This is a genomic window from Arsukibacterium sp. (assembly GCF_018402695.1).
GTDB lineage: Bacteria > Pseudomonadota > Gammaproteobacteria > Enterobacterales > Alteromonadaceae > Alishewanella.
The window spans coordinates 55,541-69,593 of record NZ_JAGYIM010000024.1 but is presented as its reverse complement, the minus strand read 5'-3'; the positions used below and the strand labels follow the sequence as shown (position 1 = coordinate 69,593).

The following is a 14,053-nucleotide window of genomic DNA, read 5'->3' as shown; positions in this document are numbered from 1 at the left end:
GCAGCAGTCCGGACGAAACTAAAAAAGCAGAGCACCTATAATACCTGAGCCTGCCCCATCTTGCAGCAGGGTGCTTTGTTTTAGTTCAACACCCACCCTGTGCTGTCAGGTCACGGCTGTTAAACCGTCACAGATAATTCAAACCAATGTAATGAGTTAGGCCCACACTGCAACCGGGAATACCACCAGGGGCCAACTGGCACAAGACCTGCTTATTTTAAGCTAACCGACTTTTGCCTTTACGGTTTTTCTGTGATTGAGGACATGATTATGAGTAAGCTGACGTTACGAAACCATCCTTTGCGCGATGTATTAGATAAAGAGCTGCGTCAACGCACTTTTCCTGCCTTAAATGCCCCGTGCCGGTTATGCCATTTTACTTTTACCGTTGCCAGCGCGTCGCGCCAGCTGGAATTCAGCCTGATGCAGCAACAGGCAGAGCAGCAGGGAGCGCATTTAACCGAAACCGATCAGGACCTGAATATCTCACTGTTTGCCGGTACCCTGCGCTGGGAGCGCCACGGCGAGTTCTCAAGCTATACCTTTATTCTGCCAGGAACCGGATCCACGTTGTTTGACGACCCGTTAAGTTTTCTGCCCAGTCGCGACTGGTTCGATCAACTACCAGGGCAGGTATTTCGGGTGGTGCAACTAACGGTTATTTCTGCCAACGCCCTACCTGCCGAGGGGGAAATAAGTCGCTACTTTAACGATGAAACCTGTATCAGCAGTATGCTGGCCAACCAGAAAGCCAGGATCTGGACCGACTTTCAGAAACACGCTGAGGGCGCAGGCAGATTGCTGCTGGTTGACTATGGCTTAAGCCCTGCAAGACTGGGGCGGTTGGCGCAGCAGCTATTTGACCTGGGCAATTACCGCAAATTGTCCCTGCTCGGCTGGCCGGTGGCACGCCAGGCCCTGCACAAACTAAATAATCTGGAGCAGCAATTATCCGGGCTCACCCAGCGCATTGAGCAAGAGCGCGATAACGATGAGCGGTTGCTTAATCAGATTAGCCAGTTGGCCGCTCAGACCGAGCATTTAATAGCGGAGACCAGTTCACGCCTGTCAGCAACCTCAGCCTACTACCAGTTAACGCAGGACAGGCTGAAAGCACTGGATGAAACACCGATTGCTGACTTAATTTCGCTGCAGGATTTTACCGAGCGCCGGCTGACGCCGGCCTTTCGCACTAGCGAATCAGTCCAGACCCGTCAGACAGCACTCAGTGCCCGGCTTGGCCGCTCAACCGAGCTGCTGCGTACAAGGATAAACCTAAAGCTCGAGCAACAAAATCAGCAATTGCTGGTGTCCATGGATAAAAAGGCCCGTCAGCAGCTGAAATTGCAACAGGTAGTGGAAGGCTTGTCATTTGTTGCAATAAGTTATTACGCCGCACAACTGGCGGATAAAGCGGTGGTTGCCGCTGCTTTCTGGCTGCCGGAGCTTAACGTCAGCCTGTGGCGCAGCATCAGTTTGCCGATGGTATTGCTGACCGTAGCATTACTGTTAATGTTTCTGGGCAGACAATTAAAAAAGGATAGAACCAGCTAGACTTACTGTTGGCGGTTTGCCCGGCTTGAAATTTGACCCGTATAGTGTTTTAGTGGCAAGCTAACAGCAGGTGGCGTCTGAGATGGATAAAAGCAATTGTTACGTTTAGCTGCAACGTTTTGCTGGTTATCGGTAATACTGTGCCCGTTGCTGCTCAGCGCTACGCAGCAAGCAACAGACAGCGTGCAAGAACCCAAGCGCCAGTTAAAGCTAAGCCCCGATCCTCTGCAATCCCGGCCGCAGCCTCAACCCGCTGCTGCGGTAAAACCTGCCCTGGCCAGCAGTATTGCTGTATTTAAATCGGAGCAACCTGATGGCACGGTGCTGTTTTCTGACAGAAAACCGGTTAACCGCCCCTACCAGCAACTGTATTTTGATTGCTTTGCCTGCGATCCTAATTCCAGTATTAACTGGCATAAAACGCCACTGTTTGTCCGGCCTTATAACCGGATCATTAATCGGGTGGCAATCGAGCAGCAACTTGAACCAGCATTGATCCGGGCCGTAATCCATGCCGAGTCAGCCTTTCAGGCCTCAGCGTTGTCAAAACGCGGTGCTATTGGTTTAATGCAGTTAATGCCACAGACAGCGGCCATGCTTGGCATTAACGATCCCTTGTCACCCGAGCAAAATATTCAGGGTGGCAGTAAGTATCTGGCAAGCTTACTGAAGCAATATAATGGTGATTTAACGCTTAGCCTGGCAGCTTATAATGCCGGGCCAGGGAATGTCAGGCGACATCAGGGGGTGCCTCCCTTTGCTGAAACGCAGGCCTATATTAAGCGGGTAATGATTTTACGAAAACGCTATCAGCAGGCCGCCTGACCTCTCCGGCCTGCTTGTATTTTACTACTATTATTTATCGTCCTTATTTTCAAAGCCTTCCAGTGTTACGCCGGACAGAAAACCAGCACCTTTGGTTTCATTGTTACGTAGTTTGATCATCAGACGTAAATCATTTGGCGAGTCAGCATGGTGAATGGCGTCGGCGTAGCTGATATCACCACGTTGATACATATCATACAGTGCCTGATCAAAGGTCTGCATGCCAAGCTCGCGCGATTTACTCATCACGGCTTTAATTTCACCTACTTCACCCCGGGCAATTAAATCAGCAACCAATGGCGAATTCAGCAAGACTTCTATCGCCGCAGTCCTGCCCTGGCCATCGGCAGTTGGAATAAGTTGCTGGGCCACTATCGCCCGTAAGTTAAGCGATAAATCAAAACGTAACTTAGCATGCATTTCTTTTGGGACTAAATGCATGATCCGGTCAATGGCCTGGTTAGCGTTGTTGGCGTGCAAGGTGGCAATACATAAATGGCCGGTTTCCGCAAACGACAAGGCATATTCCATGGTGTCCTGACTACGGATTTCCCCGATCAGGATAACATCAGGCGCCTGACGCAATGAGCTTTTCAGTGCGGCCTCAAATGATTCGGTATCGATACCGACTTCGCGCTGGGTTACCAGGCTTTTCTGGTGCTCGTGCACAAATTCAATCGGGTCTTCAATAGTAAGAATGTGACCTTTGGAGTTTCTGTTCCGGTAACCCAATAAGGCTGCCAGAGACGTTGATTTACCGGTACCGGTACCACCAACAAACAATACCAGCCCCCGCTTAGACATAATAATGTCTTTTAAAATAGGCGGCAGCCCCAGCTCATCAGCATTGGGGATAGTGGTCACAATGCGCCGCACCACCATGCCTGCCTGATCGCGTTGCCAGAATGCCGAAATCCGGAAACGGCCGGCATCGTTGGCAATAGCAAAGTTGCATTCTTTGCTGTGGTTAAACTCGTGCTGCTGCTTTTCATTCATCGCATCCAGCACCAGCTCCAGCGACGCCGCATCGGTTAAAGGCGTATCGTCTATCGGCGTCATTTCACCATTTATCTTTGCAGCCACCGGCATGCCGGCCGTCACAAACATATCGGAGGCACCCATTTTTACCATTTTTGTTAAAAAATCTGTCAGTTCCATTCCGTCAATTCCACTATGTCATGTCCAGGATACGGCTTTAAATCCGACCCATAGCGCCAAAGGTGTTTTTATCCTGGGCTTTGGTTTGTGCATCTTTTTGCGAAATTAAACCACGGTTTACCAGATTAAGCAGGCACTGATCCATGGTTTGCATACCATGAGCGGCGCCGGTCTGAATGACAGAATACATCTGGGCAATTTTGTCTTCCCGAATTAAATTCCGGATAGCCGGCACCCCAACCATAATTTCATGGGCAGCTATCCGGCCACCGCCAATTTTTTTCAACAAGGTTTGAGAAATAACGGCCCGCAGTGACTCTGACAACATTGAGCGCACCATATCTTTTTCTTCACCGGGGAATACGTCGATAATCCGGTCAATGGTTTTTGGGGCGGAGGTAGTGTGCAAGGTGCCAAATACCAGGTGACCGGTTTCGGCAGCTGTCATCGCCAGCCGGATAGTTTCCAGATCCCGTAATTCACCTACCAGAATAACGTCAGGATCTTCCCGCAAAGCAGAGCGCAGCGCATTACTGAAACTATGGGTATCGCGATGCACTTCCCGCTGATTTACCAGACATAGTTTGTTGTTGTGCACAAATTCTATCGGGTCTTCAATGGTTAAAATATGGTCATGGCGCATGGTATTAATGTAGTCAACCATTGCTGCCAGGGTGGTACTTTTACCCGAGCCGGTTGGGCCGGTTACCAGCACCAGGCCACGTGGGTTTTCAGAAATGGTCTTGAAAATATCCGGCGCGCCCAAATCATCTAAGGTTAGTACTTCACTGGGGATGGTCCGGAATACCGCTGAAGCGCCGCGGTTCTGCACAAAAGCATTAACCCGGAAACGGGCCAGATTAGGCACTTCAAATGAAAAATCTGATTCGAGTTTCTCTTCGTACTCTTTACGTTGTTTATCAGTCATAATCTCGTACACCAGCGCATGTACTTCTTTATGCGTCAGCGGCGGTATATTAAGTTTACGAACGTCGCCATCCACCCGGATAAGCGGTGGCACACCAGCAGAAAGGTGTAAATCTGATGCTTTATGTTCGACACTAAAGGCTAATAATTCGGTAATATCCATGACAATATCTACTCCAACTTGCCAACAAATATGAATAACATAGCAGAACAACTGAGCGCCGCCTATCACAACATCGCAGAAAATTGCCGCCAGCTGCAGCGCGATCCACAAAGCGTGCAGCTTATCGCCGTCAGTAAAACCAAACCGGCCAGCGCCATTACTGCCGCCTATCAGGCAGGTCAGCGCCAGTTTGGCGAGAACTACCCGCAGGAACTGCTGAGTAAAGCTGAACAACTCACTGCCCTGCCAGATCTGGAGTGGCACTTTATCGGGCCATTGCAATCAAATAAAACCCGGTTAGTCGCCGAGCATGCCAGTTGGGTACACAGTATCGACCGCCTGAAAATAGCCGAGCGTTTAGCCACGCAGCGCCCGCAAGCCATGGGGCCACTGCAGGTTTTACTGCAAATTAATATCAGCAACGAAGCCAGTAAAGCTGGTGTCAGTGCCGCTGAGCTGCCAGCATTGGCAGCGGCAATAGCAAATTTACCCCAACTGCAGTTGCGCGGACTGATGGCCATACCGGCCCCTGGCGACAGTGAGCGGGCCTTTGCCGCAATGCAACAGTTGTCAAAAAACCTGCAACAACAACACCCTGGCGCAACCGAACTATCAATGGGTATGTCAGATGACTGGCCGCTGGCTCTGCAATATGGTGCAACTATGATAAGATTAGGCACCGCAATTTTTGGCGCAAGGACTTATGAAAGAAATGAATGACAACACCGTTGCCTTTATTGGCGCAGGTAATATGGCACGCTGCGTTATTGCCGCCATGGTCAGTGCCGGCTATCCGGCAGCAAATATTATTGCCGCAAACCGTAGCCAGCCAAAGCTAACGGCATTGGCCGCTGACTATGGTATCAACACCACCCTGGATAACATTGAAGCCGTAACCAAAGCCGACATTATTGTGTTGGCGGTAAAACCGCAGATGATGCAGGATTTGTGTGAAAAACTGCTGCAAAGTGCGCCTGAAATTCAGGAGAAACTGTTTGTAACCATAGCCGCGGGTATTGAAGTTAAGCGCTATGAGCAATGGCTGGGGCAGGTAAGATTAGTCCGAGCCATGCCTAACACCCCTTCGCTAGTCGGCCAGGGGGTTACCGGGCTGTTTCCCAGCCGCTGTTCTAACTATGAGCGCGCCTTTGTTGATCATATGTTCAGTGGCACCGGTATGAACGTTTGGCTGGAACAGGAAGCGCAAATCAACCACATTATTGCGGTTACCGGCAGTTCACCGGCTTACTTTTTCTTTTTTATGCAGTCGATGCAACAGGTCGCTGAGAAACTCGGGTTTGCGCCAGAGCAGGCCAAAGCAATGGTCGCTAAAACAGCTCTTGGGGCGGCGACGATGGCGTTACAAAGCGAGGAAAGCTTTGCGCAATTGCGGGCCAACGTCACCTCTAAAGGCGGTACTACCCATGAAGCGGTGACCACCTTTGCCGAACAGGGCTTGGAAAAAATGGTTGCCGACGCCATGTATGCCGCTATTAAACGTGCTGAAGAAATGGCACAACAACTTTAAGTTGCCGGAGAGCCCACAATGCAGGCTATGCTGTTTATCATTAATACTGCTTTTAACTTACTACTGATGGTGGTTATTTTGCGGGTATGGCTGCAACTGGCCAGAGCGGATTTTTATAATCCTTTCAGCCAGTTTATTGTCAAAGTTACCAATCCGGCGGTCTTGCCGCTGCGCCGGTTGATCCCAAGCATCGGCAAATTGGATACCGCCACCGTCGTGCTGGCATATCTGGTAGCGGTAGCTAAACTTATCGTATTACAGCTGGTGCTTGTTGGCAGCATTCAGATACCGGCAACCTTCATCAGTGGCTTGCTGGTGTTATTAAAAGAAACCCTGAACCTGCTGTTCTGGATTTTAATAATCAGAGCGTTGCTAAGCTGGTTCAGCCAGGGCCATAACCCGATAGAACTGGTGATGCATCAGCTGACTGAACCGTTGTTGCGGCCGGTACGGCGGATTATTCCGCCACTTGGCGGCCTGGATTTGTCGGTATTGGTACTGATTATTGCTGTTCAGTTTATAAATCTGTTACTAAGCGATCTTTTCCGCGGTCTGTAACGCCATCCGGTTAAGCAACTCAGCCATGCGACAGGAGTAATGTTATGAAAACGTCAGGCTATGCAGCACTACTATTCAGTTTAATTATGTTACTGGCAAGCTTTCAACTTTGTGCAGAGCAGATGAAGAAACTGGGAAACTGGGATGTGCATTATATTGCTTTCCCGGCCACTTTTTTAACGCCGGAAATAGCAGTTGAAAATGAGATCCAACGCAGTAAGTTTAATGGTGTGATCAATATCTCAGTTCTGGACAGCGCCAGTCAGCAAGCACAACGGGTAGTCATTAACGGTATCGCAAAAGACTTATTTGGCCGCCAGCGCAAATTAGCGTTTAATCAGGTTGAAGAAGGCGATGCCGTTTATTATCTGGCCACGGTACCTTATCAGAACGAACAGCTGTATAATTTTACTATCGATATAAGCCAGGGTAATCAGCAACAGCAGCTGACATTCAGCCATACTTTTTTTGTTGATTAGCAACCCTACATTTAATTATAAGTCCGGACGTAATGCAAAAACTTGTTCTCGCCAGCTCCAACAAAGGCAAAATAGCGGAGCTTAGTGATTTGCTGGCGCCTTATCAGTTTCAAATCGTGCCGCAGCAGGAGCTGGGGGTGTCAGACGCGGATGAAACCGGCCTGACATTTATTGAAAACGCTATTATTAAAGCCCGCCACGCCGCCTTGGTAACGGGCTTACCTGCCATCGCCGATGATTCGGGCCTGGCGGTCGACGCACTCGGCGGTGAGCCCGGCATTTACTCGGCGCGCTACAGTGGTGAAGCCGCAACTGATAGCAATAATATCAGCAAATTATTACACGAGATGCACGGCATAGCGGCAACAGAGCGTAGTGCCCAGTTTCACTGTGTATTAGTGTATCTGCGCCATGCCAGTGACCCTACTCCTCTGATCTGCCACGGGATCTGGCAGGGTAAAATAAGCGAGGCCGTGCGGGGTGATGGTGGCTTTGGTTACGACCCGGTATTTATTCCGGCAGGCCACTTAGTCAGTGCTGCCGAGCTAAGCAAAGCGCAGAAAGCTGCACTCAGCCACCGGGGTCAGGCATTGCGCCAGCTGATAACACTTCTCCAACCCCGGCAGGCAGGTTAAGTGAGCCTGCAATTACCACCGCTATCGCTTTACATTCATATTCCCTGGTGTATCCAAAAGTGCCCGTACTGCGATTTTAATTCACATGCGGTGAAACAAGGTATACCCGAGCAGGAATATATTGCCCATTTGCTGGCCGATCTGGACCAGGATCTGCCGCTGGCAGGCCAGCGTCCGGTCAGCAGCATCTTTATTGGCGGCGGCACGCCCAGTGTGTTTTCCGCAGCCGGTATCAGCTGCATTCTCGAGGGAGTTAAGCAGCGCTTAAACTGCACTGAGGATATCGAAGTTACCATGGAAGCCAACCCGGGCACGGTTGAGGCAGAGCGGTTTGCCGGTTATGTCAGCGCAGGGGTAACCCGTTTTTCTATTGGCGTACAGAGCTTTCAGACGGCGCAATTAAAAGCACTGGGCCGTATTCACGATTGTGCCGAAGCTATCCGGGCCGCTGAACTGGCCAGCAAGCTGCCCCTCGCCAGCTATAACCTCGATTTAATGCACGGCTTGCCCGGGCAGGATATTAACGGCGCCCTGGCTGATTTACGCCAGGCTATCGAACTGGCACCACCGCATTTATCCTGGTATCAGCTAACCATAGAGCCCAACACAGCTTTTGCCTCGCGTCCGCCGGTATTACCCGCTGATGATACATTGTGGGACATTCAGCAGCAGGGCCTGGCACTGTTGCAACAACACGGTTATCAGCAGTATGAAATTTCAGCCTATGCCAAAGCCGGCCATCAATGCCGGCACAATCTTAATTACTGGCGTTACGGCGATTACCTGGGGATTGGCTGCGGCGCCCATGGCAAAATAACCTTGCCAACCCGCAATACCATTTTGCGCACGGTTAAAATTAAACACCCGAAAGGCTATATGGATATCGGTCGCGGTTATCTTGACAGCAAAGAGCAGGTGCCAGCAGAAGACAGACCCTTTGAATTTTTTATGAACCGGTTTCGTTTACTGGAACCCTGCCCGCATGCGGACTTTACTGCATACACCGGTTTGCCGGTAAGTGCGATAACACCCGCAATTAACGCTGCAGTAGCACGGCAACTGCTGTTGGATACGGGACAACACTGGCAAATAACTGACAACGGTGCCCGTTATCTGAACGACTTGCTTACGCTTTTTATCGATTAGTTTAGCTTTAACAGTTTAGCCGGCGGGCATAAATTAGTAACATCTGGCAACGGCTAATAATGACAATACAGGACCTACTATGAAAAAGACAACTTTTCGCACTCTCGCCTTAATCCCCCTGGCTATCAGCCTGGCATTAGCGGGTGGCTGCGGTCCGAAAACTACTCAGCCAGGGCTGACCGGTGAGCAAACTGCGGCAGTTCAGCTTGACGTTAATGAGCAGGCAAATCAGTTGTTTGAGCAAATTTATATGGAGCGGGTCCGTATTGATCCGGTGCTGCAAACCCGGCTGGGTATAAAAGACGACTATGACAAATGGCAGGACTTAAGTGATGCAGCCTATGATGCAGAACTGACCATGACCCGTAATCACCTTGATATGCTAAGCGCAATCGACCAAAGTCAGCTGGACCCTAACACGGCTCTCAGTTTTCAACTAATGCGCCAGGATCTGCAAAACAGTCTGGAAGATAGCAAATGGCGCTTATACAGCTATCCGGTAAACCAGATGTACGGCATTCATTCGCTGGTGCCGTCACTACTGATCAATCAGCATAAAGTAGAGGATGTCAGCGATGCCAAAGCCTACATCAGCCGTTTAAATAATGTGCCGCTATTGTTCAGTCAATTACAACAGCAACTGACAAAACGCGCTGAAAAAAACATTATCATTCCTGAATTTGTATTTGAACACGTTATTAGCAGCAGCCAGAATGTAATTAGTGGCGCACCTTTTAACCCCGGTGATGACAGCACCCTGTTGGCCGATTTTAAAAAGAAAGTACAAGCACTTGAGCTGGACGAGGTTGACGAGAAATTACTGGTAGACGAAGCCAGCGTTGCGCTGCTAACCAGTGTCGGCCCGGCTTACCAAAGCCTGATTAGCTATTTGCAGAATTTGCAGCAGCAGGCCACCACTGATGATGGCGTCTGGCGTTTTGACGACGGTGCTGCCTTTTATCAGCACCGGCTGGAGAGGATCACCACCACCGACTTAACTGCTGAGAAAATTCATCAGCTTGGGCTGGACGAAGTGGCCCGCATTCATGATGAAATGCGCGCTATTATGCAACAGGTTGAGTTTGATGGCAGCTTAGCAGAGTTCTTTGTGTTTATGCGGGAAGACTCACAGTTTTATTACCCCGACAGTGATGAAGGCCGTGCCGACTATCTGGCGGAAGCTACCCGGGTTATTGACGATATGAAAGGCCGGCTGGATGAGCTGTTCCGGGTGAAGCCTCAGGCCGACATGATTGTTAAAGCCGTTGAGCCCTTCCGGGAGAAAAGTGCCGGCAAAGCATTCTATCAACGACCCTCTATGGATGGCAGTCGCCCTGGCGTCTACTACGCCAACCTGTATCAAATGCAGGACATGCCAACCTATCAATTAGAAGCGCTGGCCTATCACGAGGGCATTCCCGGCCACCATATGCAGCTTGCTATTGCCCAGGAACTGGAAGACATGCCCAAGTTCCGCCGCTTTGGTGGTTATACCGCTTACATTGAGGGTTGGGGCTTGTACAGTGAAGTACTACCTAAAGAAATTGGCCTGTACCAGGACCCCTACTCCGACTTTGGCCGGCTGGCAATGGAGCTGTGGCGCGCCTGTCGCCTGGTGGTAGATACCGGTATTCACGCTAAAAAGTGGACCCGCGAACAAGCTATCGATTATCTGGTAGAAAATACCCCTAATTCAGCTACCGATGCCACCAAGGCTATTGAACGCTATATCGTGCTGCCAGGCCAGGCGACTGCTTACAAAGTTGGCATGATAAAAATGCTGGAACTGCGTGAAAAAGCCCAGACCGCGCTGGGAGAGCAGTTTGATATCCGCGACTTCCATGACGTGGTGCTGCGTAACGGCGCCGTGCCACTGGATGTGCTGGAGCAGCTGGTAGACGAGTATATCGCAGCCGCTAAACCTTAATCTTCAGGTTAACCACTAAGCCGGGCACTATGTCCGGCTTTTTCATTATCTCATGCATAGTTTCATGCTTTGTTTATGCAGCTCGCCAGGCTGAGAAACCACCAAGTCAGTATATTTGTGCTAGGGTTTAGGAAAGCCAAACTGGCCAACAAGGCCTGACTGATTTTACAGGAGGAACAATGTCGAGCCCTGAACATAAGCAAAAAATCTGGAATCTGATTAAAAACATTAAAACCGGTATGTTAACCACGCTGCATGGTAGTGAACTGCGCTCCCGTCCTATGGTATTGGTGCAGGATGAATACGATGGCACCTTGTGGTTTTATACTGATTTGGAGTCTGAAAAAGTACTGGAAATCGAGAAAGACCATGATGTGTGCCTGAGCTTTGCCGACCCTGACAACCAGACTTATGTTTCACTGACCGGGGTTGGCAGGGCGATCAATGATAAAAAGCTAGTAGAAAAATACTGGAATTCGTTTGTTGCCGCCTGGTTTCCCGAAGGAAAAGACGCCCCTAATGTCGGTATGCTGGAAATTAAAATTCAGAAAGGCGAACACTGGGACAGTGACAGCAGTAAAATGATGAAAAGTATTAAAACCATGACGGCTAAGGTTAAAGGAGAAAAACCCGACCTTGGCGAGCATCAGAAATTTGGCACTCAAAATTAATCTGAGGTGCCTGCTAACCGATTTCTTTTAACGGCACTGTCTGCCACAATTTTTTCGCAAAACGGCGCCAAGCTGGGTATGCTGTAGTCATTAGGCCCAGCTTGGAACAGCAATATGATTTTACTCAATTATTTTGAACCGGAAACCAATAGCTGGCAGCAAATCACTTTTGCCAGATTACCGTCCCAGCTTAGTGCAGATGCCAGAGTCTGGCTTAATCTGAATGATGCGACCACCGACGAAATACAGCAGGTACTGCAACGTTTTGCTATTGCCCCAACCCTGGCTGAGGACTTCAGTCGCCGGCGCCACCCGCCAAAATTAGAAACCCAACCTGATTTCAGCCTGTTGATTATGCGCGGTTATGCCGACCCCGATTTCAGCGAATATACCAGCAGTGCTCAGGTTAACTTGTTATACTCTAAGCAAGTTTTAATTAGCCTGGTACGCTGTCAAAGTGCCTCATTGCTCGAGCAACTTACCCCAAAAATTGCTGCGGGCCAAAGTCTGACAGTTACCGACTGGATAAAACAGTTGATACTGAGTGTTTCAGGCAGTTATCTGGAAAAGCTGATAGCGTTTGAAGATGTGTTAAGCGAGCTGGAAGACAACATGCTGCAGCGCGGCAACGATGAGCAAATGGCGCTGATGATGCGGTATCGGTCGGTACTTCGGAAAATCAACCGCAACCTGGCATATCAGAAAGACATTTTCGCTGATGCCCTGTATGAAGAACAGAACCCGTTGATGCAGCAATTTACCGCGCCGGATGTGCGCGATTTTTATGAAAAGTTTGAGCGGCTGCATAGTATGACAGACTTATACTACGATCAGCTGAGTGACTTAGTTGAAGGCTATATGTCTACTACGTCGCACCAGATTAATGAAAGAATGAAAGTGCTGACGATGGTTAGCACAATATTTATTCCACTGACCTTTATTGCCGGTTTGTACGGGATGAACTTTGTTAATATACCTGAGCTGGCTAACCCCAATGGTTACTATTATGCACTGTTAGCCATGGCCGTGCTGGGCGTGGGCGGTCTGTTCTGGTTTAAGTTTAAAAACTGGTGGTAATAAGGATTTGCAATGGCAGAAAACCCGCTACTGGATATTGAGGATATTGTCCGCGGCAGCTTAACCGATGAGGACAGCAGCTCGCTGATCGAGAAAATCAGCCAGCTGGAGCCGGAAGAAATTGCCCTGGTATTGGAAGCAATGCCGGTTGAGCAACGGGTCAGCACCTGGCTTGAGTTACACCCCGACGATCAGGTCGCCGCCCTGACCTACATGCGGGTAGACGCCCGGGAAAACATTTTCAAACAACTCGATGAGCAACAACTGCGCACCCTGGTAGAGGGCATGGAAGTTGATGACTTAATTGAGTTACTGGACGAGTTACCGCAACGGATATACACCTATGCCTGCTCGCGGCTGGATGCCAGCCAGCGCAGCTGGTTAGAAACAGCGCTAACCTATGATGATGACCAATGTGGCCGTTATGCTGACCACGATTTACTGATCATCAATAAAAACGCCAAAGTGCGGGATGGCATCAGAATGTTCCGCAAACTGGCAGACGATGCCGAATATCAGGACGCATTGTTTGTCATTGACCGCACCGGTCGTTACGCCGGGCTGGTGCATGCCACTGCGCTGCTGGGCCAGCCCAGCCACTTACCGGTAGAAAACTTTCTGGACAAAGATGCCCCGGTGGTGACCGGCGAGATGGAACTTGAGCAAGGCTCTGATATCGTGTCGCGCTCGGGTTACACAGCGTTGGCGGTCGTGGACGCAGACGATAAACTATTGGGCCGTTTATCTATTGGTGAAGCGCTGGAGAACGTGCGCCGGGCGCTGGAAAGCCAGTTTATGCATACGGCCGGTCTGGATGAAGAGGAAGATTTATTCGCACCGGTGTTTGATAGCGCGAAGCGCCGGGCCTTATGGCTGGGGATCAACCTGTTAACCGCCTTTCTGGCCGCCTGGACCATTGGCCTGTTTGAAGCCACCTTGCAACAGGTAGTGGCACTGGCCGTGTTAATGCCCATTGTCGCCAGTATGGGCGGTATCGCCGGTAGCCAGACCTTAACCTTAATGATCCGCGGCCTGGCACTGGAACAAATTACCCCGCAAACCTATATGATGTTGTTTCGTAAAGAGCTCGGCGTCGGGGCAATTAACGGGGTGCTATGGGCGTTAGTGATTGCCGTTATCACCTATTTCTGGTTCGGTGACTGGATTATTGGCGGCGTCATTGGCCTGGCCATCGTTATTAATATTATCGCGGCAGCCATATCCGGGGTATTTATTCCTATCTGGCTGGAAAAACTGGATATTGACCCGGCGTTATCCGGCTCGGTTATTCTGACCACCGTAACAGATGTTGTTGGCTTTTTTGCGTTTTTAGGCCTGGGGTCCTTGTTTTTACTGGCGTAGCTTTTACCGGCCTGGTTGACTGACTTCAGCCGCAGCGCTACTT

14 protein-coding genes are annotated in these 14,053 nt (G+C 49.9%); 12 read left to right on the top strand and 2 right to left on the bottom strand.

The window, feature by feature from the left end; genetic code table 11:
• Window positions 1–270: 270 nt before the first annotated feature.
• On the top strand, window positions 271–1,554 hold the full coding sequence (locus KG631_RS16185) for a DUF3422 domain-containing protein (RefSeq protein ID WP_214000693.1): 1,284 nt from the start codon (window positions 271–273) through the stop codon (window positions 1,552–1,554).
• Between the two features lie 96 nt (window positions 1,555–1,650).
• Window positions 1,651–2,379, top strand: a complete 729-nt coding sequence (locus KG631_RS16180) for a lytic transglycosylase domain-containing protein (RefSeq protein WP_214000692.1) — start codon at window positions 1,651–1,653, stop codon at window positions 2,377–2,379.
• 30 nt (window positions 2,380–2,409) lie between these two features.
• Here the strand turns inward: KG631_RS16180 and KG631_RS16175 are convergent, their stop codons facing one another.
• A complete protein-coding gene (locus KG631_RS16175) occupies window positions 2,410–3,537 on the bottom strand; it encodes a PilT/PilU family type 4a pilus ATPase (protein WP_214000691.1) in 1,128 nt (375 codons plus the stop codon).
• A 37-nt stretch (window positions 3,538–3,574) separates the two neighbouring features.
• A complete protein-coding gene (locus KG631_RS16170; protein ID WP_214000690.1) occupies window positions 3,575–4,627 on the bottom strand; it encodes a type IV pilus twitching motility protein PilT in 1,053 nt (350 codons plus the stop codon).
• A 30-nt stretch (window positions 4,628–4,657) separates the two neighbouring features.
• Between KG631_RS16170 and KG631_RS16165 the strand changes: the two genes are divergently transcribed.
• From KG631_RS16165 to mgtE, 10 genes are all read left to right on the top strand, one after another.
• Window positions 4,658–5,347, top strand: a complete 690-nt coding sequence (locus KG631_RS16165) for a YggS family pyridoxal phosphate-dependent enzyme (protein ID WP_214000689.1) — start codon at window positions 4,658–4,660, stop codon at window positions 5,345–5,347.
• Complete coding sequence (gene proC, locus KG631_RS16160; protein ID WP_214000688.1) at window positions 5,331–6,155, top strand: pyrroline-5-carboxylate reductase; 825 nt, start codon at window positions 5,331–5,333, stop codon at window positions 6,153–6,155. The genes KG631_RS16165 and proC overlap by 17 nt, the downstream gene beginning before the upstream one ends.
• Window positions 6,156–6,173: 18 nt before the next feature.
• Window positions 6,174–6,713 (top strand): YggT family protein, encoded by a 540-nt coding sequence (locus KG631_RS16155; RefSeq protein ID WP_214000687.1) that lies wholly within the window; start codon window positions 6,174–6,176, stop codon window positions 6,711–6,713.
• Window positions 6,714–6,757: 44 nt separating this feature from the next.
• Complete coding sequence (locus KG631_RS16150; RefSeq protein ID WP_214000686.1) at window positions 6,758–7,192, top strand: DUF4426 domain-containing protein; 435 nt, start codon at window positions 6,758–6,760, stop codon at window positions 7,190–7,192.
• Between the two features lie 32 nt (window positions 7,193–7,224).
• Window positions 7,225–7,827, top strand: coding sequence for an RdgB/HAM1 family non-canonical purine NTP pyrophosphatase (rdgB, locus tag KG631_RS16145; protein ID WP_214000685.1), 603 nt, complete (start codon window positions 7,225–7,227; stop codon window positions 7,825–7,827).
• A complete protein-coding gene (gene hemW / locus KG631_RS16140; RefSeq protein WP_214000684.1) occupies window positions 7,828–8,973 on the top strand; it encodes a radical SAM family heme chaperone HemW in 1,146 nt (381 codons plus the stop codon). It abuts the gene before it with no gap.
• Between the two features lie 79 nt (window positions 8,974–9,052).
• Window positions 9,053–10,900, top strand: a complete 1,848-nt coding sequence (locus KG631_RS16135; protein ID WP_214000683.1) for a DUF885 domain-containing protein — start codon at window positions 9,053–9,055, stop codon at window positions 10,898–10,900.
• 179 nt (window positions 10,901–11,079) lie between these two features.
• Window positions 11,080–11,571: a pyridoxamine 5'-phosphate oxidase family protein gene (locus KG631_RS16130; protein WP_214000682.1), complete on the top strand. Its 492-nt coding sequence runs from the start codon at window positions 11,080–11,082 to the stop codon at window positions 11,569–11,571.
• Between the two features lie 114 nt (window positions 11,572–11,685).
• Window positions 11,686–12,648, top strand: a complete 963-nt coding sequence (locus KG631_RS16125; protein WP_214000681.1) for a magnesium transporter CorA family protein — start codon at window positions 11,686–11,688, stop codon at window positions 12,646–12,648.
• Between the two features lie 12 nt (window positions 12,649–12,660).
• Window positions 12,661–14,010 carry a magnesium transporter gene (gene mgtE, locus KG631_RS16120; protein WP_214000680.1) on the top strand — a complete coding sequence of 450 codons (1,350 nt, stop codon included), beginning with the start codon at window positions 12,661–12,663 and terminating at the stop codon, window positions 14,008–14,010.
• The last annotated feature ends 43 nt before the right edge of the window (window positions 14,011–14,053 follow it).

Excerpts from the sequence above, each read along its gene's own strand:
- KG631_RS16135 (WP_214000683.1), top strand. The coding sequence starts at position 9,053 with ATGAAAAAGACAACTTTTCGCACTCTCGCCTTAATCCCCCTGGCTATC.
- KG631_RS16165 (WP_214000689.1), top strand. The coding sequence starts at position 4,658 with ATGAATAACATAGCAGAACAACTGAGCGCCGCCTATCACAACATCGCA.
- KG631_RS16175 (WP_214000691.1), bottom strand. The coding sequence starts at position 3,537 with ATGGAACTGACAGATTTTTTAACAAAAATGGTAAAAATGGGTGCCTCC.
- proC (WP_214000688.1), top strand. The coding sequence starts at position 5,331 with ATGAAAGAAATGAATGACAACACCGTTGCCTTTATTGGCGCAGGTAAT.
- KG631_RS16130 (WP_214000682.1), top strand. The coding sequence starts at position 11,080 with ATGTCGAGCCCTGAACATAAGCAAAAAATCTGGAATCTGATTAAAAAC.
- KG631_RS16125 (WP_214000681.1), top strand. The coding sequence starts at position 11,686 with ATGATTTTACTCAATTATTTTGAACCGGAAACCAATAGCTGGCAGCAA.
- KG631_RS16185 (WP_214000693.1), top strand. The coding sequence starts at position 271 with ATGAGTAAGCTGACGTTACGAAACCATCCTTTGCGCGATGTATTAGAT.
- KG631_RS16150 (WP_214000686.1), top strand. The coding sequence starts at position 6,758 with ATGAAAACGTCAGGCTATGCAGCACTACTATTCAGTTTAATTATGTTA.
- rdgB (WP_214000685.1), top strand. The coding sequence starts at position 7,225 with ATGCAAAAACTTGTTCTCGCCAGCTCCAACAAAGGCAAAATAGCGGAG.
- KG631_RS16170 (WP_214000690.1), bottom strand. The coding sequence starts at position 4,627 with ATGGATATTACCGAATTATTAGCCTTTAGTGTCGAACATAAAGCATCA.
- KG631_RS16155 (WP_214000687.1), top strand. The coding sequence starts at position 6,174 with ATGCAGGCTATGCTGTTTATCATTAATACTGCTTTTAACTTACTACTG.
- mgtE (WP_214000680.1), top strand. The coding sequence starts at position 12,661 with ATGGCAGAAAACCCGCTACTGGATATTGAGGATATTGTCCGCGGCAGC.